General features: G+C 70.5%; 22 protein-coding genes and 1 riboswitch. Of the genes, 21 read left to right on the top strand and 1 reads right to left on the bottom strand.

What is annotated here, in order from left to right; genetic code table 11:
* Positions 1-7: 7 nt before the first annotated feature.
* From def to rpe, 4 genes are read left to right on the top strand one after another with little or no spacing between them, the layout of a single operon-like run.
* Entirely contained in the window at positions 8-667 is a 660-nt protein-coding gene (gene def / locus RF646_RS04915) for a peptide deformylase (protein ID WP_368835362.1), read from the top strand.
* Complete coding sequence (locus RF646_RS04910; RefSeq protein WP_085108520.1) at positions 664-1,614, top strand: methionyl-tRNA formyltransferase; 951 nt, start codon at positions 664-666, stop codon at positions 1,612-1,614. The genes def and RF646_RS04910 overlap by 4 nt, the downstream gene beginning before the upstream one ends.
* On the top strand, positions 1,611-3,308 hold the full coding sequence (locus RF646_RS04905) for an RsmB/NOP family class I SAM-dependent RNA methyltransferase (RefSeq protein WP_368835361.1): 1,698 nt from the start codon (positions 1,611-1,613) through the stop codon (positions 3,306-3,308). Before RF646_RS04910 ends, RF646_RS04905 begins: the two co-directional genes overlap by 4 nt.
* A gap of 44 nt (positions 3,309-3,352) precedes the next feature.
* The gene (gene rpe / locus RF646_RS04900; protein WP_368835360.1) at positions 3,353-4,018 is read left to right on the top strand and encodes a ribulose-phosphate 3-epimerase; all 666 of its coding nucleotides are present in this window, start codon (positions 3,353-3,355) and stop codon (positions 4,016-4,018) included.
* A gap of 46 nt (positions 4,019-4,064) precedes the next feature.
* On the opposite strand, the gene RF646_RS04895 is transcribed toward rpe, so the two are convergent.
* Complete coding sequence (locus RF646_RS04895; protein WP_368835359.1) at positions 4,065-4,421, bottom strand: ArsR/SmtB family transcription factor; 357 nt, start codon at positions 4,419-4,421, stop codon at positions 4,065-4,067.
* Between the two features lie 124 nt (positions 4,422-4,545).
* Between RF646_RS04895 and arsB the strand changes: the two genes are divergently transcribed.
* The 17 genes from arsB to lgt all read left to right on the top strand — a co-directional run bounded on the left by arsB (position 4,546) and on the right by lgt (position 20,184).
* Positions 4,546-5,610 carry an ACR3 family arsenite efflux transporter gene (arsB, locus tag RF646_RS04890; protein WP_368835406.1) on the top strand — a complete coding sequence of 355 codons (1,065 nt, stop codon included), beginning with the start codon at positions 4,546-4,548 and terminating at the stop codon, positions 5,608-5,610.
* Positions 5,607-6,047: an arsenate reductase ArsC gene (locus RF646_RS04885; RefSeq protein ID WP_085108526.1), complete on the top strand. Its 441-nt coding sequence runs from the start codon at positions 5,607-5,609 to the stop codon at positions 6,045-6,047. Before arsB ends, RF646_RS04885 begins: the two co-directional genes overlap by 4 nt.
* Positions 6,048-6,104: 57 nt before the next feature.
* Positions 6,105-6,280: riboswitch (FMN riboswitch) on the top strand.
* A gap of 147 nt (positions 6,281-6,427) precedes the next feature.
* Complete coding sequence (gene pnuC, locus RF646_RS04880; protein ID WP_131332861.1) at positions 6,428-7,135, top strand: nicotinamide riboside transporter PnuC; 708 nt, start codon at positions 6,428-6,430, stop codon at positions 7,133-7,135.
* The gene (ribD, locus tag RF646_RS04875) at positions 7,132-8,400 is read left to right on the top strand and encodes a bifunctional diaminohydroxyphosphoribosylaminopyrimidine deaminase/5-amino-6-(5-phosphoribosylamino)uracil reductase RibD (protein ID WP_368835358.1); all 1,269 of its coding nucleotides are present in this window, start codon (positions 7,132-7,134) and stop codon (positions 8,398-8,400) included. Before pnuC ends, ribD begins: the two co-directional genes overlap by 4 nt.
* Positions 8,401-8,488: 88 nt before the next feature.
* Complete coding sequence (gene ribB, locus RF646_RS04870; RefSeq protein WP_368835357.1) at positions 8,489-9,883, top strand: 3,4-dihydroxy-2-butanone-4-phosphate synthase; 1,395 nt, start codon at positions 8,489-8,491, stop codon at positions 9,881-9,883.
* On the top strand, positions 9,880-10,581 hold the full coding sequence (locus RF646_RS04865; protein ID WP_085108532.1) for a GTP cyclohydrolase II: 702 nt from the start codon (positions 9,880-9,882) through the stop codon (positions 10,579-10,581). The genes ribB and RF646_RS04865 overlap by 4 nt, the downstream gene beginning before the upstream one ends.
* The gene (gene ribH / locus RF646_RS04860; protein WP_064846821.1) at positions 10,578-11,057 is read left to right on the top strand and encodes a 6,7-dimethyl-8-ribityllumazine synthase; all 480 of its coding nucleotides are present in this window, start codon (positions 10,578-10,580) and stop codon (positions 11,055-11,057) included. The genes RF646_RS04865 and ribH overlap by 4 nt, the downstream gene beginning before the upstream one ends.
* A 114-nt stretch (positions 11,058-11,171) precedes the next feature.
* The gene (locus RF646_RS04855) at positions 11,172-11,435 is read left to right on the top strand and encodes a phosphoribosyl-ATP diphosphatase (protein ID WP_035962118.1); all 264 of its coding nucleotides are present in this window, start codon (positions 11,172-11,174) and stop codon (positions 11,433-11,435) included.
* A 69-nt stretch (positions 11,436-11,504) separates the two neighbouring features.
* Positions 11,505-12,350, top strand: coding sequence for an ATP phosphoribosyltransferase (gene hisG / locus RF646_RS04850; RefSeq protein ID WP_035962116.1), 846 nt, complete (start codon positions 11,505-11,507; stop codon positions 12,348-12,350).
* Between the two features lie 48 nt (positions 12,351-12,398).
* On the top strand, positions 12,399-13,163 hold the full coding sequence (hisF, locus tag RF646_RS04845) for an imidazole glycerol phosphate synthase subunit HisF (protein WP_368835356.1): 765 nt from the start codon (positions 12,399-12,401) through the stop codon (positions 13,161-13,163).
* 23 nt (positions 13,164-13,186) lie between these two features.
* Complete coding sequence (gene hisI / locus RF646_RS04840) at positions 13,187-13,567, top strand: phosphoribosyl-AMP cyclohydrolase (protein ID WP_064846841.1); 381 nt, start codon at positions 13,187-13,189, stop codon at positions 13,565-13,567.
* Positions 13,568-15,157 (top strand): anthranilate synthase component I, encoded by a 1,590-nt coding sequence (locus RF646_RS04835; RefSeq protein ID WP_368835355.1) that lies wholly within the window; start codon positions 13,568-13,570, stop codon positions 15,155-15,157. It begins immediately after the preceding gene.
* A gap of 2 nt (positions 15,158-15,159) precedes the next feature.
* Entirely contained in the window at positions 15,160-15,801 is a 642-nt protein-coding gene (locus tag RF646_RS04830; RefSeq protein WP_368835354.1) for a Trp biosynthesis-associated membrane protein, read from the top strand.
* A gap of 132 nt (positions 15,802-15,933) precedes the next feature.
* Complete coding sequence (locus RF646_RS04825; protein ID WP_098054460.1) at positions 15,934-16,179, top strand: HGxxPAAW family protein; 246 nt, start codon at positions 15,934-15,936, stop codon at positions 16,177-16,179.
* A gap of 131 nt (positions 16,180-16,310) precedes the next feature.
* Positions 16,311-18,476: a bifunctional phosphoribosylanthranilate isomerase/tryptophan synthase subunit beta gene (locus RF646_RS04820; protein WP_368835353.1), complete on the top strand. Its 2,166-nt coding sequence runs from the start codon at positions 16,311-16,313 to the stop codon at positions 18,474-18,476.
* Positions 18,477-18,514: 38 nt separating this feature from the next.
* Positions 18,515-19,321 carry a tryptophan synthase subunit alpha gene (gene trpA / locus RF646_RS04815; RefSeq protein ID WP_312797240.1) on the top strand — a complete coding sequence of 269 codons (807 nt, stop codon included), beginning with the start codon at positions 18,515-18,517 and terminating at the stop codon, positions 19,319-19,321.
* Positions 19,321-20,184 carry a prolipoprotein diacylglyceryl transferase gene (lgt, locus tag RF646_RS04810; RefSeq protein WP_368835352.1) on the top strand — a complete coding sequence of 288 codons (864 nt, stop codon included), beginning with the start codon at positions 19,321-19,323 and terminating at the stop codon, positions 20,182-20,184. The genes trpA and lgt overlap by 1 nt, the downstream gene beginning before the upstream one ends.
* The last annotated feature ends 31 nt before the right edge of the window (positions 20,185-20,215 follow it).

Raw genomic sequence — 20,215 nt, 5'->3', positions numbered from 1 at the left:
CTCCGCGGTGAGTATTTTGCGCATTCGTACCATCGGTGACCCCGTCCTGCGCACCCCGGCCCAGGAGGTCACGCAGTTCGACGACGCCCTGGCTGCCCTCGTCCGGGACATGCTTGAGACCATGTACGCCGTGGGCGGTGTGGGTCTGGCCGCACCGCAGGTGGGCGTGGGATTGCGCGTCTTCACGTGGGGCATCGACGGGGACGAAGGGCACGTGATCAACCCCCAGCTGAGCATGGGGGAGGAGCCGCAGGAAGGCGGCGAGGGCTGCCTGTCGGTCCCGGGCCTGTCCTACGAGACCCCCCGCGCCGAGCACGCCGTCCTCACCGGGGTGGATTGCCACGGCGAGCCCGTGCACCGTGAGGCCACCGGCCTGTTGGCCCGCTGCTTCCAGCACGAGAACGATCACCTGGGCGGCATGCTCTACGTCGACCGTCTCGTGGGTGACGAGCGCAAGGACGCCATGCGGCAGTTGCGCGCGCAGTCGTTCACGGACACGACCACCCGTGTCACGCGCGAACGCGAGGCGCAGCGCGCGAGTCACTCAACACCGGACGCACACGACGCCGCTGGGTCGGCTTTCGGTGCGGCCCGCACCTCGGGAGCCGCACCCGGCGCCGCACACACAGCCGGTTCCGCATTCGGCGCGGCGGGTGATGCCCGATGAGCCCCGACACGAACCAGCAGCCCCTCAAGATCCTGTACGCGGGAACCCCGGAGACCGCCGTCCCCCCGCTCGAGGCACTGCACCAGGATCCCCGGATCGAGATCACCGCGGTGCTGACCCGTGAGGACGCCCCCGTGGGCCGCAAGAAGGTCATGGCCCCGTCCGCGGTGGGTCGTCGGGCCGATGAGCTCGGGCTGCCCGTGATCAAGGCCAATCGGGTCCGGGGTGAACTCCTGGACACCCTGCGTGACACCGGCGCGAGCATCGCGGCGGTCGTGGCCTACGGCGCCCTGCTGCCGCGACCGGCCCTGGAGGTCTTCGAGGACGGGTGGATCAACCTGCATTTCTCCCTCTTGCCCCAGTGGCGCGGCGCCGCCCCGGTGCAGCGGGCCCTCATGGCCGGGGACTCCGTGGTCGGGGCCACCACCTTCGTCCTGGACGACGGCATGGACACCGGCCCCGTGGTAGGCACCCTCACGGACGAGGTGCGTCCGGAGGACACGTCCGGTTCGGTCCTGGATCGGCTCGCACATGAAGGTTCGCCCCTGCTTGCGGAATCCTTGCTCGGTGTGGCCTCGGGCCGCGTGCACCCCACGCCGCAACGCGGTGAATCCACCGCTGCCCCTAAACTCACGGCCCAGGACGGGCGCGTCGATTGGTCACATCCCGCCGTGGCCGTGGCTCACCGGGTGCGCGGTGTGACCCCCGAACCCGGTGCGTGGACCGAACTCGACGGCCAACGCTTCAAGCTCGACCGCGTGATCCCCGCCCCAGAGATCACCGGGATCGCCCCGGGCCACGTGGAGCTGCGGGAGAAGCGGGTCTTCGTGGGCACCGGGTCCTACGCCGTGGAGCTGACCCGCGTGCAACCCAATGGCAAGAAACCCATGGCGGCCCTCGACTGGGCGCGCGGCAAGCAGAACACGGAACAGGTGGCCTTCGGATGAGTCGGGACCAGCAGCACCGCGGCCACGCCGGTAGCGGCAACGACCGGTCTCGGGGGAACAACCGCCGTCGTGACGATCGTTCGTTCCGTGATGCCAGCGGCCGGGGCGGCGACGACCGCTCGCCCAGCGGCTCCGGTGGGCGCCGTGGTGACGACCGCTCGCCCCGGGAGGCCGGCGGGAGGGATCGGCGAGCGGGGGACGGCTCGCGTCGCGACGCCCAGGGCCACGAGCGCAACCGCCGGGCCCAGCACGAGCGCTCTTACTCCGCGCAGGCGCCCTCGCAGCGTCGCAAGCGCTCCGATCCCGCACGGCTGACCGCATATCAGGCCCTGCGCGCGGTCAACTCGGAGGACGCCTACGGGAACCTCGTGCTGCCACGCCTGGTCCGTGAAAACCGCCTCGACAAGCGGGACGCGGCGTTCGCGACCGAGCTCGCCTACGGGACCATGCGGTGGAGTGGCACGTGGGACGCCGTGCTCGAGAAGTGCGTGGACCGCCCGCTGGACCAGTTGGACCCCGCGGTGCTGGACGCCCTGCGCCTGGGCGTGCACCAGTTGCTCGCGATGCGCGTCCCCGATCACGCCGCGCTGGACGCGACCGTAGGTCTGGTGCGCGGGGAGATCGGGCAGGGACCCTCGGGACTCGTCAACGCCGTCCTGCGCAAGGTGACCCGGCGCAGCCACGACGAATGGCTGGACGCGCTCGCCGCCGAGCACACCGACGAGCTGCGGCAGCTCGGTGTCCGCCACGCCCACCCGGTGTGGGAGGTTCGCGCGTTGCGCCGGTCCCTGCGTGCCAACGGCCGAGACACCGCGGAGATCGAGGCCCTGTTGGAAGCGGACAACGAGGCGCCCCGTGTGCACCTCGTGGCCCTGCCCGGTATCGGCTCGCTCGAGCCCGCACTCGCAGCAGGCGCCGAACCCGGTGACCTGGTCCCGAACAGCGCGGTCAGCGCCGGGGGAGACGTCCACCGCGTCCCGGGCACGCGGGAGGGAACGGTGCGTGTCCAGGACGCCGGTTCCCAGCTCGTGGCCCGCGTGCTCGCACAGGCGCCCGTGGCCGATGACGCCGGCGCGTGGGCCGACTTCTGCGCCGGACCCGGCGGCAAGGCGGCGCTGCTCGCGGCATTGGCCCACGAGCGCGGTGCCACGTTGCTGGCCAACGAGGTCAGCGAGCACCGTAGCGACCTCGTGCGCCAGGCACTGTCGGCCGTGGACCACGAGGCGTGGCACGTCCGCACCGGCGACGCCCGGCAGATCCCGTCCGGCCAGGACGCACGTTTCGATCGCGTGCTCGTGGACGTGCCGTGCACCGGACTGGGCGCGCTGCGGCGTCGTCCCGAAGCGCGATGGCGGCGCACGCCGTCGGACGTCGCGAACCTGGCCCCGCTGCAGCGCGAGCTGCTCGACGCCGCGCTGGACGCCACCCGCCCCGGCGGGGTGGTGCTCTACGCCACGTGCTCACCGCACACCGCCGAGACGCACCACGTGCTCCAGGACGTCGTGGAACGGCGCGGCGACGTGTCGGTCCTGGACACCGCGCAGCTCGCCGTGGATGCCGCCCTGCCCGGCGCGCTCGACGACGCTCGGGCGGCGGGGCACGACGTCCCCGGCGGGGGCACGAGTGTGCAGTTGTGGCCGCACGTCCACGGAACCGACGCCATGTTCATGGTCGCGCTGCGCAAGAGCGCGTGAGCCGCGGCTCGGTCATTGATCCGGAACTATTCCCAGGAGGAACCATGTCCCGCTGTGACATCCACCCGTCAATCCTCTCCGCGGACTTCTCCCGGCTCGCGGAGGAACTCCAGCGCATCTCGAACGCGGATGCGGCGCACGTGGACGTGATGGACAACCACTTCGTCCCCAATCTGACCCTGGGGTTGCCGGTCGTGGAACGGTTGCAGGCCGTCTCCCCGATCCCCCTGGACCTGCACCTGATGATCGAGGACCCGGACCGGTGGGCCCCGGCGTACGCAGAGGCCGGGTGCGCATCCGTGACGTTCCACGCGGAAGCCGCCACGGCGCCGATCAAGCTCGCGCGTGAACTGCGCGCGGCGGGTGCCCGAGCGGGACTCGCGGTGCGTCCGGCCACGCCGATCGAGCCGTACCTGGACCTACTGCCGGAGCTGGACATGTTGCTCATCATGACTGTGGAACCCGGCTTCGGCGGCCAGAAGTTCCTGGACGTGACCCTGCCCAAGCTGCGCCGCGCCGCGGCGGCGGTCAAGGCCCACGGGGGCACGATCGCGCTGCAGGTGGACGGCGGGATCACGGAGGAGACCATCGTGCGCGCCGCGGAGGCCGGGGCGGACACGTTCGTCGCCGGTTCCGCGGTCTACGGCCAGGACGACCCCGCCGCCGCGATCGAGACACTCCGCAGGACCGCGCGGGAGCACCGGGCCTGAATTTATGCGGGCCCCGATGACGGGTCCACAGAGAACGCCCTGCCTGTCAGCGCAGGTCCAGGAGTTCACGCAGTTCCGTGAAGGCGCCGCGCACCACGGTGTAGTGCGCCCACTTGCCGCGCTGCTCGCGTGTGAGCAGTCCGGCGTCCACCAGCTTCTTGAGGTGATGACTCACGGTGGGCTGGCTGATGTCGAGGACGTCCAGCAGGTCGCAGGCGCACACTGCGTCGCAGCCCTGCGCGGCGATGTGGGAGAGCAACCGCAGGCGCGTCGGGTCGGAGAGCGCCTTGAGCTTCGCGGTCATGCGCTCGGCCTCGCCGGCCCCGAGCGGCGAGGAGGCGAGCGAGCAGCACTCGGTTGCTTTCTCATCGATCAGCTTGGGTCGTTGCGCGGGTGCTTTCATACCGAGATTTTACATTGACGGACATCTATATGACCTCGTAGCGTGTGTCCCATAGATGACCGTCGATACGAGGAGCTCGCCGCCCGTGAGTACCACCATCGCCTCCGCACCGGTGAGGCAGAGCATGTCGTTCCTGGACCGGTGGCTGCCGGCCTGGATCCTGCTGGCCATGGGCGTGGGCCTGCTGCTGGGCCGGCTGGTGCCGGGGCTGAACACGGCCTTGGAAGCCATGACGATCGGACAGGTGTCGCTGCCGATCGCAGTCGGTCTGCTGGTGATGATGTATCCCGTCCTGGCGAAGGTGCGCTACGACGAGACCCGCCGCGTGACCGGCGACAAGCGATTGCTGGGCCTGTCGCTCGTGCTCAACTGGGTCGTGGGACCGGCGGTGATGTTCGTGCTCGCCTGGGTGTTCCTGCCCGATCTGCCCGAGTACCGCACCGGGTTGATCATCGTGGGCCTGGCCCGGTGCATCGCCATGGTCCTGATCTGGAACGACCTCGCATGCGGCGACCGGGAGAGTGCGGCCGTGCTTGTGGCCATCAACTCCGTCTTCCAGGTCGTAGCCTTCGGCGCTCTGGGGTGGTTCTACCTCCAGGTCCTGCCGTCGTGGCTGGGGCTGCCCACCACCACGGCCGAATTCTCCGTGGGGGCGATCGTGGGATCCGTCCTGGTGTTCCTCGGCATCCCGCTGCTCGCAGGCTTCCTCACCCGCGTCCTGGGTGAACGGGCGAAGGGCCGGGACTGGTACGAGGAGAAGTTCCTCCCCGCGATCGGCCCGTGGGCCCTGTACGGCCTCCTGTTCACCATCGTGATGCTCTTCGCGCTCCAGGGGGACGCCATCACCTCACAGCCCCTCGACGTGGTCAGGATCGCGCTGCCGTTGCTCGTGTACTTCGCTCTGATGTTCGCCATCGGCCTCTTCGCCTCGAAAGCGGTGGGGCTCGACTACGGCAAGTCGGCCACGGTGGCTTTCACCGCGTCGGGCAACAACTTCGAACTGGCGATCGCCGTGGCCATCAGCACCTTCGGCGTCACCTCCGGGCAGGCACTGGCCGGCGTCGTGGGGCCGTTGATCGAAGTGCCCGTCCTGATCGGCCTGGTCTACGTGGCCCTGTGGGCCGGCCCGCGCGTGTTCCCGAACGATCCCTCCGTCCCCACCCACCGAACCCGGGAGACCGCATCATGAGCGCACCATCACCCACGAAACCGACCGTGCTCTTCGTCTGCGTCCACAACGCGGGCCGCTCCCAGATGGCGGCGGGCTACCTGGCCGCGATGTCAGGCGGGAGCATCGATGTCCGTTCGGCCGGGTCCGAACCGGCAGAGAGCCTGAACCCGGTGGCCGTGGAGGCAATGGCTGAGGAGGGCATCGATATCACCGCAGCCGTGCCCACGATCCTGCGGACGGAGCAGGTCAGGGCCTCCGACGTCGTCATCACCATGGGCTGTGGGGACACCTGCCCCGTGTTTCCGGGCAAGCGCTACGAGGACTGGGACCTCGACGACCCGGCCGGTCAGCCCCTCGCGGACGTGCGCAGGATCCGCGACGACATCAAGGCCCGCGTCACCGGACTGCTCTCGGATCTGCAGGGCCGTGAGAACGGCCAGAAAACCAGGACGTGACCGCCCGGTGCCCCCGATCACGGGCATGGTGAGGCCGCGTGGCATAATGAGCGCAGCAACGTGTTCCGGGGTCGGTGCAATTCCGAACCGGCGGTGACAGTCCGCGAACCGTGAACACCGTGCACAGCACCGAGCAGGTTCCCGTGGGAACCACCGGGGATGCGCACGGAGGGATCGGCCGAACCGGTGGAAATCCGGTACCGACAGTACAGTCTGGATGGTAGGCACACGTGAGCGTCACGGCGTCCTGACCGTGCGCGGTCGCACGCGATCGCGGTCCGTCGGGTGGTGCTGTGACGTGCTCCGCCACGCGATCGTGTTCGACGCGTGTGCGCATTCCTCCCCGGAACCACCGACAGTGGCGGGTGAGAGGAGACACCGTGGACGTCCTGCGTTGGTTGTTCGACGCGCAGTTGCGGGTGGGCGACGGTTTCATCCTGTGGCGCGAGGTGCTCGGCAACGTGTTCGGGCTGCTGTCCGCGCTGGGCGGAATGCGCCGCAAAGTGTGGGCGTGGCCCGTGGGGATCGTGGGCAACGCGATCCTGCTGACCGTCTTCCTGGGCGCGGTGTTCGACACCCCCAACCCCGTGAACCTGTTGGGCCAGGCCGGCCGTCAGGTCATGTTCATCGCGGTGTCCGTGTACGGCTGGGTGCAGTGGCGCCGGTCCCGCGGGGCGTCCGAGGAGGCCGTGTCCCCGCGTTGGGCCACCGCCCGCGAACGCGTGTTCCTCGTGGTCGCCCTCGTGTTCGGGACGGCACTTCTCACACCCATCTTCCGCGCCCTGGGCTCGTACGAACCCGTGTGGGCGGACGCCTGGATCTTCATGGGCTCGCTGCTCGCAACGCTCGGGATGGCCAAGGGCTGGGTCGAGTTCTGGCTGTTGTGGGTCGCCGTGGACATCGTGGGCGTGCCCCTCCTGTTCTCCGCCGGCTACTACGCCTCGGGCTTGATGTACGTGTTCTACGGCGCCTTCACGCTCGCCGGGTTCTTCGTGTGGTGGCGCGTGAACACGCGCCAGCGCCGTCGCGCAACGATCGAGACGGGCTTCCCGGACCTGCGCCTGTCCGTGGGTGAGGACGAGAAGTGACGGCGTACGACGACGCCGCTGCGCCGGGGCCCGCGCCCCGCTCCCGGCCGGGGGCGGAGCCGTCCCACGACTTCTCGGCCGCGGAACACGAGGCGATGCGCGCGGCTCTGGAAGCGGCTCGGCGGGGGATCCGCGGGGCCAATCCCGTGGTGGGCGCCGTGATCCTCTCCGCCGCGGGGGAGATCCTGCACGTGGGTCATCACCGCGGGGCGGGCACCCCGCATGCGGAGGCGGACGCCCTGCATCTGGCCCGTGAGGCGGGGACACCTCTCGAGGACACCACCATGGTCGTGTCCCTCGAACCCTGCAACCACACCGGACGCACCGGCCCGTGCTCGCGCGCGATCCTCGACGCGGGGATCCCCCGGGTCATTTACGCGGTGGCCGACGGCACGGACACCGCCCGCGGGGGCGGCGCGTTCCTCGCCGCACACGGGGTGGACGTGCGTCAGGGGCTGCTCGCGAGGGAAGCCCACGATCTCAATGACCGCTGGTTCATTGCCCAGCATGATGCGCGACCGTTCGTGACGCTGAAACTCGCTCAAACGATCGACGGCCGCGTGGCCGCCGCGGACGGGACGAGCCAGTGGATCACGGGTGCACCCGCTCGGGATCAGGGCCACGCCCTGCGCACCCGGGTGGACGCGATCCTGGTGGGCGGCGGGACCCTGCGCGCGGACGACCCGACCCTGACCGCGCGGGATGCCGCGGGTGAACCCCTCGCGCGGCAACCCCTGCGGGCAGTCATGAGCACCCGCCCCGTGCCCGCGGATGCCAAGGTCCGGCGCGGCGTCGTCGACCGCGCGCCCCGGGAAGACACCGAACGTGGAGCCCCGGGAGACACCGGAACGGATCACGGAGAGGTCGCATGCGCCGACCGCGGGCACGACGGGCGGTTCATCCACCTCACCACGCACGATCCCGCCGAGGCGTTACAACACCTCCGTGAACGCGGGGTTTCCCACGTGCTCGTGGAAGGCGGGCCCACGGTGTCCGCCGCGTTCCTCGCCGCCGATCTCGTGGACGAGCTGTGGTTGTACCAGGCCCCGCTGATCCTCGGGGACGGCGCGGCGTCGGTCGCGTCGCTCGGGATCGGGACGCTTGCCGCGGCGTCGTCATGGCGCGGTGACCCCGTGCGGCACCCGGCGGACCTCGCGCGCCCCGGCCACGAAGAGGCTACGGACCAGATGGAGGCGATCAGCCGCGTGGGCGTCGATGGACGGTGGCACTTGCGGCCCGCGGGTCCCGTACCCGACGCCCCATGACACGCCCCTGAACTGACGCAGCACACCAAGACCTCGCGCCGGGAAGTTCCCGAGAACCCCGCGCACCCCGGATCCCCAAGGAGAATCAGTGTTCACCGGAATTGTCGAAGCCCAGGCCACCGTGGAACGTGTGGAACGGTTGGCGCAGGACGCCGCCCGGCTGCACGTGTCCGCGGGGCCACTCGTCGCGGACCTGCCCCACGGCGGCTCACTCGCGGTCAACGGGGTGTGCCTGACCGCGGTCCCCTCGGGCGCGGCGGGGGACTTCACCGCGGACGTCATGGGCGAGACACTGCGCCTGACCAGCCTGGGGGCGCTCGGACACGGTGACCTGGTGAACGTGGAACGCTGCACCGCAGCCGGGCAGCGCCTGGACGGGCACGTGGTCCAGGGGCACGTGGACGGCGTGGGCACCGTGGTGCGGCGCACGTCCCACACCGGATGGGAGACCGTGCGGATCAGAGTCCCCGTGGCACTTGCGCGCTACATCGCGGTCAAGGGTTCGATCGCCGTGGACGGCGTGTCCCTCACGGTCACTGCGGTGAACTCCACGGACGAGCCCGAGGCGTGGTTCGAGGTGGGGCTGATCCCGGAGACCCTGCGCGCGACCACGCTCGGCGCTCGCACGCCGGGTTCCACCGTCAACCTCGAGGTGGACGTGCTCGCCAAGTACGCCGAGCGCCTGGCCTCGTACGCGGCACCCGCGACACCGCGCGGCGTCGCCCTCGATCCGGTCGCGGACGCCGTGGCCGCGATGGCCTCGGGCGCCGCGGTCGTTGTCGTGGACGACGAGGACCGGGAGAACGAGGGCGACCTGGTGTTCGCGGCCCAGCACGCGACCCAGCCCCTCATGGGCTTCACGATCCGGCACAGCTCCGGGGTGGTGTGCGTGCCCATGACCGACGAGCGCGCGGACCGGCTTGCCCTGCCGCCCATGACCGAGCACAACGAGGACGCCAAGGCCACGGCGTACACCGTGACGTGCGACGCCCGCACCGGGATCACCACCGGGATCAGCGCGCGGGACCGGGCGCTGACCACGCGACTGCTCGCGCTGCCCGGCACCACCGCGGCCGAGCTCACGCGGCCCGGCCACATCCTGCCGCTGCGCGCGGTCCCTGGCGGGGTGCGCGAACGCGCGGGGCACACCGAGGCCGCCGTGGAGCTCGCGCGGCTCGCGGGGTGCGAGCCCGTGGGTGCGATCGCGGAGATCGTCGACGACGCCGGGCAGCCCCTGCGCGCCCCCGCCCTGCGGCGGTTCGCGGACGAGCACGGGCTCGTGATGATCAGCATCGCCGATCTGATCGCCCACCTGGACGCGACGGATGCCGCTGAGGACGCCGTCCCGCGGGCGGCCGCGAACGACGCCGGCGCCGCGGCTCAGGACGCGAAGGGCACAACTCGACCGAGCGCCGTCGACGTCGCCGGGGGCGCCACCGCGCCGTCGGTGGACACCACGGGGGAGGGAGACCGCATCGCATGAGCGTTTTCGACCACGGTGAGATCCCCGAACACGCGTCACCGGCCGACAATCACGCGGCTCCGGGAGCGGAGCCCCTGCACCACAGCGACCCCGTGACCGTGCCCTCCGAGTACGGCACGTTCTCGGTGACCGGTTGGCGCGTTCCGGAGCCGTCGGGGATCCCCGCCGCCGAGCACGTCTCGCTCACGGCACCCCCGCCCGCCGACGAAGCCGCTCTGCCACCGTTGCTGCGGCTGCATTCCGAGTGCCTCACCGGGGACGTCTTCGGCTCGTGGCGCTGTGACTGCGGACCGCAACTGCACCTTGCGCTGGAACGGATCTCCCGCCACGGGGGCACGGTGCTGTACCTGCGCAACCACGAGGGCCGCGGGATCGGGCTGATCAACAAGCTGCGCGCCTACAAGCTCCAGGACGGCGGAGCGGACACCGTGGACGCCAACACCATGCTCGGGCTGCCCGCGGAGGCCCGGGACTACACCGCCGCCGCCCGGATCCTCGCGGCCATGGGCCTGACCACGGTGCGGCTGCTGACCAACAACCCGGACAAGGTCGCCAAGCTCGAGGCGCTCGGGATCACCGTGGCGGACGTGATCCCCCACGAGGTCCACGCGCGCACCGAGAACCTGGACTACCTGCGCACCAAGCGCGACCGCATGCACCACCACCTGACCCACCTCAACCCAGGAGAAACATCATGAGCGGACACGGCGCCCCGACCACCCTCGCCTCGGACCTCGACGCCTCGGACCTGACCGTGGCCGTGGTCGCCGCGAGCTGGCACACGACGATCATGGACGGGCTGCTCGACGGCGCCCTGCGCGCCCTCACGGAAGCGAACACCGGCACGGTCGTGCGGGTGCGCGTGCCCGGGAGCTTCGAGCTGCCCGTGGCCGCCCGCCGCCTGGCGGAGACGGCGGACGCGGTGGTCGCGCTCGGCGTCGTGATCCGCGGCGGCACCCCGCACTTCGACTACGTGTGCCACGCCGCGACCTCCGGACTCACGGACGTGTCCGTGGCCACCGGGACCCCGGTGGGCTTCGGCGTACTCACGTGTGACACGGAGGAACAAGGTCTGGACCGCGCCGGCCTCGAGGGCTCGCACGAGGACAAGGGGTACGAGGCCGCCCACGCCGCCCTGAGCACCGCCCTGACCCTGCGCGAGCACGGGGTCTGAACGGAGCAGACGCTCGCGGCCGGTCCGCCACGCTCGATCCGCGGAGGCCGGCCGCGAGCGGCGTGCATGTGCCACGCGTTCGGGACGGGCACGCGCACCCATTACCCTGAAGGGGTGAAAACCTTCGAAGACCTCTTCACCGAACTGCGCACCAAGGCCGAGCAACGCCCCGAGGGATCCAGGACCGTCACGGAACTGGACTCCGGGATCCACGGCATCGGGAAGAAGGTCGTCGAGGAGGCCGCCGAGGTCTGGATGGCGTGCGAGTACGAGTCCGACGCCGAGGCCGCGGAGGAGATCTCCCAGTTGCTCTACCACGTGCAGGTCATGATGATCGCCAAGGGTATGAGCCTCGAGGACGTCTACAAGTACCTCTGAGCCCCGCGCGTCACCCGCTCCGGGCACCGCCCCGATCCCCGTCATCTGCGCCCCGCGGAAAGGAATCTCATGCTGCGAGTAGCCGTGCCCAACAAGGGCGCGCTGTCCGAAGCCGCCATCACCATGCTCACCGAGGCCGGTTACCGGCAGCGGCGCAGCACCCGGGAACTCGTGCTCGTGGACAACGACAACCACGTGGAGTTCTTCTACCTGCGCCCGCGGGACATCGCGATCTACGTGGGTGGCGGCACCCTGGACCTGGGGATCACCGGACGGGACCTGCTGCTCGATTCCGGCGCGGAGGCCGAGGAAGAGCTGGGCCTGGACTTCGCCCGTTCCACCTTCCGATTGGCCGGCCCGCGCGGCCAGTTCGAGTCCGTGCAGGAACTCGAGGGCAAGCGGATCGCCACGAGCTACCAGTTGCTGCTGGAGCGTTACCTCGCGGACCGCGGCGTGGATGCCGAGGTCGTGCGCCTGGACGGCGCCGTAGAATCCTCCATCCGGTTGGGTGTCGCGGACGCGATCGCGGACGTCGTGGAGACCGGCAACACCCTGCGCGCGGCGGGTCTCGAGATCTTCGACGAACCGATCATGACCTCCGAGGCGCTGCTCATCCGCCGCGGCGACGAACCGGAACCCGAGGGACTGCGCGTGCTGCGACGTCGTCTGCAGGGTGTGCTGGTCGCGCGGCAGTACGTGATGATGGACTACGACATCACCGAGGACCTGCTGGCCGCCGCCACCGAGATCACCCCGGGTATGCAGGGCCCCACGATCTCCCCGCTCGGTCACGACGGCGCGGTGGCCGTTCGCGCGATGGTGCGCAAGAGCGACACCAACAAGGTCATGGACGCGCTCTACGAGGTGGGGGCCCGGGCCATCCTGGTCTCACCCATCCAGGCTGCGCGGATCTGACGCGGGCGCGGGCGAAGAGAAGTCGAGAGCAGTGAGGACGGTGGCGTAATGGGTGTGGCCGTACGAGTCATTCCGTGTCTGGATGTCGACGCCGGGCGCGTGGTCAAGGGCGTGAACTTCGAGAACCTGCGGGACGCGGGGGATCCTGTGGAACTCGCGGCGCGCTACAACCTGGCCGGCGCGGACGAGCTCACGTTCCTGGACGTGACCGCGTCCTCGAGCGAGCGGGACACCATGTTCGACGTCGTGGCCCGCACCGCAGAGAAGGTGTTCATCCCCCTGACCGTGGGCGGCGGCGTGCGCACGGCGCAGGACGTGGACCGGTTGCTGCGCTGCGGCGCGGACAAGGCCTCGATCAACACCGCGGCGGTCACGCGCCCGGAGGTCATCGACGAGATCACGAACCGCTTCGGCAACCAGGTGCTCGTGCTGTCCCTGGACGCGAAACGCACGGGCAACACCCCGTCCGGTTTCGAGGTCACCACGCGCGGTGGGCGCACGCTCACGGGCCTGGACGCGCTCGAGTGGGCCCGGGAGGCCGAGGAACGCGGGGTCGGGGAGATCCTGCTCAACTCGATGGACGCGGACGGGACCCGCGAGGGCTTCGACCTGGAGATGATCTCCGCCGTGCGGGGTCGGGTAAACGTTCCGCTCATCGCGTCGGGCGGGGCCGGGGCACCCGAGCACTTCCCGCCCGCGGTCGCCGCCGGCGCGGACGCGGTGCTGGCGGCCTCGGTGTTCCACTTCGGCCCGGACGACGCGATCACGGACGTCAAGAACGCCCTGCGTGCCGCAGGTTACGAGGTGCGCTGATGCCCCAGAACCAGGAGACCCGGATGAGTACAGCTACGGACGAGTTCACGACCCACAACCTGGACCCCCGCATCGCCGAGCAGCTCTCGCACAACGAGGCGGGACTCGTGGCGGCGATCATCCAGCAGTACGACACCAAGGAGGTGCTCATGCTGGGCTGGATGAACGACGAGGCCCTGCACCGCACCCTGACCGAGGGTCGCGTGACCTTCTGGTCGCGGTCCCGCCAGGAGTACTGGCGCAAGGGGGACACCTCCGGGCACTACCAGAGCGTGCACTCCGTGAGCCTGGACTGTGACGGGGACGCCCTGCTCGTGCAGGTGGACCAGCACGGCGCGGCATGCCACACGGGCTCGCGCACGTGTTTCGACGATCGAGACCTCCACGCGGAACAGGCGGTTTAAATGCACGAACTCGGCAGCATCACCCCCACCCTTGAGGAGTTCCGGCAGTATGCCGCGACCCGCCGCGTGATCCCGGTGCGCACCACGGTGCTCGCGGACTCACTGACCCCCGTGGGTCTGTACCGCGCGCTCGTGACCCGCGAGGGCGAACCCCGCCCGGGCACGTTCCTGCTCGAGTCCGCCGCGGAGGGCGGGGTGTGGTCCCGCTACTCGTTCGTGGGTGCCGGTTCCGTGGCCACGCTGACCTCCCGGGACGGGCAGGCGCACTGGATCGGTGACGCACCGGCCGGGGCACCGGTGGACGGCGATCCCCTCGACGCCCTGCGCGCGACCATGCAGTTGCTGCACACCGCACCCTTCGACGGCGTCCCGCCGCTCACGAGCGGGATGGTGGGTTTCGTGGGCTGGGAGGCCGTGCGCCGCTGGGAGACCCTGCCCAACCCGCCCGAGGATGACCTGCACATGCCCGAGCTGGCCATGAACCTGGTCGCGGACATGGCCGTGCACGACAGCAAGGACGGCTCCGTGCTGCTCGTGGCCAATGCCGTGAACGTCAACGGCACGGACGAGAACGTGGATGCCGCCTACCACGACGCCGTGTCCCGGTTGCGCTCCATGGTGACCCGCCTGGCCACCCCGCTCGAGCGCACTACGGTGTCCATCGCGGAGCAGGGAGCACCGGAGCTCACGGACGTGGAGTCCGTCGCGCGCCAGTCGTGGGACCGGGAGCTGTTCATGTCCGCGATCGACCGCGGCAAGCAGGCGATCGTGGACGGCGACATCTTCCAGGTGGTGGTCTCGCGCCGCTTCGAGGCTGAGTGCCACGCGAGCTCGCTGGACGTCTACCGCACGCTGCGCCGGATCAACCCGAGCCCGTACATGTACCTGTACTCGTTCGAGGACGCCCAAGGTCGGCCGTACTCGATCGTGGGTTCCTCACCCGAGGCGCTCGTGACGGTCACGGGCCGCCAGGCCATGACCCACCCGATCGCGGGCTCCCGCCCGCGCGGTGCCACGGTGGACGAGGACGTGGCCCTGGGCCAGGACCTGCTCGCGGACGAGAAGGAACGCGCGGAGCACCTCATGCTCGTGGACCTGGCCCGCAACGATCTTTCCAAGGTCGCCGAGCCCGGCAGCGTGGACGTGAGCGAGTTCATGGAGATCGAGCGTTTCAGCCACATCATGCACCTGTGCTCCACGGTGGTCGCGCGCATGCGCGAGGACGTCACCGCCTACGACGTCCTCGCCGCCACGTTCCCCGCGGGCACGCTCTCGGGCGCGCCCAAGCCTCGCGCGTTGCGCCTGCTCGACGAGTACGAGCCGCTGCGCCGGGCCGTCTACGGCGGCGTCGTGGGCTACATGGACTTCGCGGGGAACATGGACATGGCGATCGCGATCCGCACGGCGCTGCTGCTCGAGGGTATGGCGTACGTCCAGGCGGGCGGCGGTATCGTGGCTGATTCGGATCCCGAGTCCGAGGCCCAGGAATCCCTCAACAAGGCCACCGCGCCGTTGCGCGCCGCGCTGATCGCCCAGACCCTGCGCGAGCCGGGCACGGACACCCGGGCCTCCCGTCCCCCGAGGAGCTGACGTTGCTGCGCCGCACCGCACCCGCCGTCCTGGTCACGCTGTTGTGTGCCCTGGCGTTGTTCGCCACGACCACCGCCACCTGGATCCACGCGGACGTCCCCACGTCCCTGCAGTCGGTCACGGTGGACGTCCCCGGGGCCGACGCCGCTCCGGCCGTCACCGCCCTGGGTCTTGTCGCCGCCGTGGCCGCGGTGGCCTCCACGCTGGGAGGCCGGGTGCTGCGCATGATCGTGGGCGCCGTCGTCGCGCTGGCGGGCGTGGGCGCGGTGCTCGCGGTGCTGGCCGTCACGGGGGACTCGCGTGCGGCCGCGCAACCCACGGTCGGCGCGCAGACGGGTGTGATCAACGACGGCGGGGACTACGCCCTTACCGGGTGGCCGTGGGCCGCCGTGACCGCCGCGATGCTGCTCGCACTGTGCGGCGTGTGGCTCGCGGTGGTCGCCCGGCACGCGCGACGGCGCAATGCGCAACGCTATGATCGCGCTGCGGTCGCCGGCAGCGTGGGAACCGCCGCGACGACGGCCGCGATGCACCCGCGGGGTGGCGAGGCCTCGGCCGGGGAGACCCAGGCCGCGGAGCACGCGGACGACATCGACACGTGGGACGCGCTGACTCGCGGCGACGACCCTACACAAACCGACTGAACCGCGTGGGCTGCGGCGCGCACGCGCCGGGAAGTGGCACAATGGGGTCAGAGAATCCTCGGTCCCACGGCTCACGCGGGACCGGCAATCCAAGAGCCGAGCGGCTCAACCGGCACGGGAGAGTGGACACGCATGTCGAACACCGATCAGATCATCCTGGACCACACCGCCGCGGTGGGCCACGGCAACACCGTGGCCGCGTGGGCCTGTGTGGGCGTGATGACCGTGGGTGTCATCGTGGGCTGCGTGGGTTTCGTGATGGCTTCGGTCCCTGTGACGGTCGTGGGCATCGGTCTGATCATCGTGGGCGTGATCGTGGGCGGCGTGCTCAAGTCCATGGGGTACGGCAAGGGCGGGTCCAAGACCAAGTCCCACTGATCGCCGCAGGGGATCGGTACCGCATTCATCCGTCGATGACCAGTTCCGCGCTGTCGGGGAACTGGTCATCGTCGTCCGTGCGCCGGGTGCACCGCACGCCGGCGTGCACCGAGAACTAAGTGAGGAATCGCATGACGCAGCAGCACACCGGTACGGTGCTGGACCGGATCATCGAGGGGGTGCGCGAGGACCTTGAGACCCGGAAGGCATCGGTGTCCCTGCAGGACGTGCGCCATGCCGCCGCGGAACAGACTCCCGCGCTGGACGCCGAGTCCGCCCTGCGTGGTGCGGATCCCGCGTCCGTGCAGGTGATCGCCGAGGTCAAGCGCTCGAGCCCGTCCAAGGGTGCGCTCGCAGCGATCGAGGACCCGGCGCAGCTGGCCGCCGCGTACGAGCGCGGTGGGGCCTCCGTGATCTCGGTGCTCACCGAGCAGCGCCGCTTCGGGGGCTCGCTCGCGGACCTCGACGCCGTGCGCCGCGCCGTGGGCATCCCCGTGTTGCGCAAGGACTTCGTGGTCGAGGAGTACCAGGTGTGGGAGGCCCGCGCGCACGGTGCGGACATCGTGCTGCTCATCGTGGCAGCCCTCGACGACGCCACCCTGCGGGAGCTGCTCGAACTGACCCACCACCTCGGCATGCATGCGCTCGTGGAGACGCACACCGAGGAGGAGATCGATCGCGCCGTCGCCGTGGGTGCGCGGATCATCGGGGTGAACACCCGCAACCTCAAGACCCTGGACGTGGACGTGGACACGTTCGGTCGGCTCGCCGAGCGGTTGCCACGCGAGGCCGTGATCGTGGCGGAGTCCGGTGTCCTGGGGGAGGAGCAGATCCGGTTGTACGCGGGCCACGGCGCCAACGCGGTGCTGACCGGTGAGGTGCTCGTGCGCGCCGAGGACCCCGCGCAGACCATCGGTCGCTTCCGGGAGGTCGGCGCAATGTCCCGGGCCGAGTACTTGGCTGGGGCCACCCCGACCGCCGCGCAGGAGGAACTCGCCGCGGCCCAGGTCTCGGGGGAGGCTTCCGCACGGGACGCCGAGTCCCTCCGGCACGCCCCGGGCCCTTACTTCGGGGACTTCGGTGGCCGGTGGATGCCCGAGTCCCTCGTGGCGGCCCTGGACGAACTGACCGAGACGTTCGACAAGGCTCGTACGGATGAGACCTTCCAGGACGAGTTCCAGCGGCTCTCCCGCGAGTACTCCGGCCGACCCTCCCTGCTCACCGAGGCCGAGCGCTTCGGCGCGGAACTCGGGGTGCGCGTGTTCCTCAAGCGTGAGGACCTCAACCACACCGGTTCCCACAAAATCAACAACGTGCTGGGGCAGGCCCTGTTGGCCCGGCGCATGGGCAAGACACGGCTGATCGCCGAGACAGGCGCGGGCCAGCACGGTGTGGCCACGGCCACCGCAGCGGCTCTGTTCGGCATGGAGTGCTGCGTGTACATGGGCGAGGAGGACACGCGCCGCCAAGCGCTCAACGTCGCGCGCATGCGGCTGCTGGGCGCGGAGGTCGTGGCCGTGAAGAACGGTTCCCGCACCCTCAAGGACGCGATCAACGAGGCCCTGCGGGACTGGGTCGCGTCCGTGGAGACCACTCACTACCTGCTCGGCACCGCCGCCGGACCGCACCCGTTCCCGGCTATGGTCCGCTACTTCCACGAACAGATCGGTGAGGAGGCCCGCGCGCAGATCCTCGAGCAGACAGGCCGCCTCCCGGACGCCGTGACCGCGTGCGTGGGCGGCGGGTCCAACGCCATCGGGATCTTCCACGGCTTCCTGGACGATGAGTCCGTGCAGCTCTACGGCAACGAGGCCGGGGGTGACGGCGTGCAGACCGGCCGCCACGCCGCGACCATCACACTGGGCCGACCGGGCGTGCTGCACGGCGCCAAGACGTTCCTCATGCAGGACCCGGACGGGCAGACCGTGGAGTCCCACTCGATCTCCGCCGGCCTGGACTACCCCGCCGTGGGGCCGGAACACTCCTACCTGCACTCGATCGGGCGCGTGAACTACGAAGCGGTCACGGACGTCCAGGCCATGGACGCCTTCCGGCTGCTGTGCCGCACCGAGGGCATCCTCCCGGCCATCGAGTCCTCCCACGCGCTCGCCGGCGCCCGCGAGGTCGCTGCCCGCTGGGTCGCGGAACTCGGGCCCGAGGAAGCGGCGCAGAAGATCATCGTGGTCTCGCTCTCCGGGCGCGGCGACAAGGACGTGGCCACCGCGGGGGAGTGGTTCGACCTCCTCCCGCAGGACAGCCACGAGGAACGCGTGGCGCAGAAAGGCGAACAACTGTGAGCACCACCGAGCACACCCCTGCGGGCTTGACCGAACGCATCGTCCCGCGTGACCTCACGCGCAGCGCGGACTCCGCGCTCTCGCGGCGGATCGAACAGTGCAAGGCCGAGGGCCGCCCGGCCCTCGTGGGCTATCTGCCCGCCGGGTACCCCACCGTCGAGGAGTCCGCCGCCGCCGCCGTGGCCCTGGGTCGCAACGGCGCGGACATCATCGAGATCGGCATCCCCTACTCGGACCCCGTGATGGACGGACCGGTCATCCAGGCGGCGACCACCCAGGCGCTCGCCAACGGTTTCCGGGTCGAGGACGCGTTCACCGTGGTGCGCGCCGTCGCCGAGCAGACGGACGCGGTCCCCGTGGTGATGACGTACTGGAACCCCGTGCTGCAGGCGGGCGTGGACGAGTTCGCGCGCCGGCTCAAGGACGCCGGGGGAGCCGGGATCATCACCCCGGACCTGATCCCGGACGAGGCCACGGAATGGTTCGCGGCCTCCGAGGAGCACGGTCTGGACCGGATCTTCCTGGTGGCCCCGTCCACCACCCGTGAGCGCATGGACATGACTGTGAGCGCGGCCTCCGGCTTCGTGTACGCGGTGTCCGTGATGGGCGTGACCGGGGCCCGGGACCAGGTGTCCTCGGCCGCCGAGGACGTCGTCGCCCGCGCACGCGGGGCCGGTGCGGAGCGGGTGTGCGTGGGCCTGGGGGTGTCCAGCCGCGAGCACGTGCTGGAGATCGGGGCGTACGCGGACGGCGTGATCGTGGGCACGGCTCTCGTGCGCGCGCTCGGTGAGGGCGGGCCGCAGGCCGTGGGTGAGCTCGCCGCGCACCTCGCGGGACGCGACTGATGCCGCCGGTGCTGCCCGCCTCCATCCCGTCCCCGAGCATCAGCAGCATCCACCTGGGGCCGCTCACGGTGCACTTCTACGCGCTGTGCATCCTGCTCGGCATGGCCCTGGCCATCTGGCTCACCATGCGGCGCTGGAAGCAGTGCGGTCAGGACCCGGACGTACTGTGGGACATCGTGTTCTGGGCGGTGCTCGCCGGGATCGTGGGGGCGCGCGCCTACCACGTGCTGATCACGGACCCCGCCGGGTACTTCGGGCCCGGCGCGGACCCCCTGGCCGTCTTCCGGATCTGGGAGGGCGGACTCGGCATCATGGGTGCCGTGCTGTTCGGCGCCGTGGCCGCGTGGTTCGTCTCGCGCATGAACGGGTTGTCGCTCGCCGTGTTCGCGGACTGCGTGGCCCCCGGACTCCTGCTTGCCCAGGCCGTGGGACGGTGGGGCAATTGGTTCAACCAGGAACTGTTCGGCAGACCCACCACACTGCCGTGGGGGCTCGAGATCTCCCCGGCGTCCCCGAACTTCCCCGCGGGGCTGCCCGCGGACACGCTGTTCCACCCCACGTTCCTGTATGAGAGCCTGTGGAACCTGCTGGGTGTGGTGCTGCTGCTCGCCATCGACCGCCGCATGCGGGACCCGCACGGGCGGATCTTCGCGCTGTACATGATCTATTACGGGATCGGGCGACTGCTCATCGAGCTGTTCCTGCGCGTGGACCCGGCCCTGATGATCGCCGGTGTGCGCGTGCACGTGTGGACCTCGCTGCTGATCGTCATCGCGGGCATCATCCTCTTCGCGGTCCTGGGTAGGCGTGCCCGCTCTCGTGCCGGGGCAGCGGCCGAGCCTGCCCGGGCCGTGCGTTCCTGACGCGTCTTCCGGGTCTCCGACCACGACGCCG

It is taken from the genome of Kocuria sp. CPCC 205261, from assembly GCF_040981025.1.
GTDB lineage: Bacteria > Actinomycetota > Actinomycetes > Actinomycetales > Micrococcaceae > Kocuria > Kocuria marina.
Note: the sequence above shows the minus strand (reverse complement) of the source record. Positions and strands in the feature narration are given on the sequence as shown.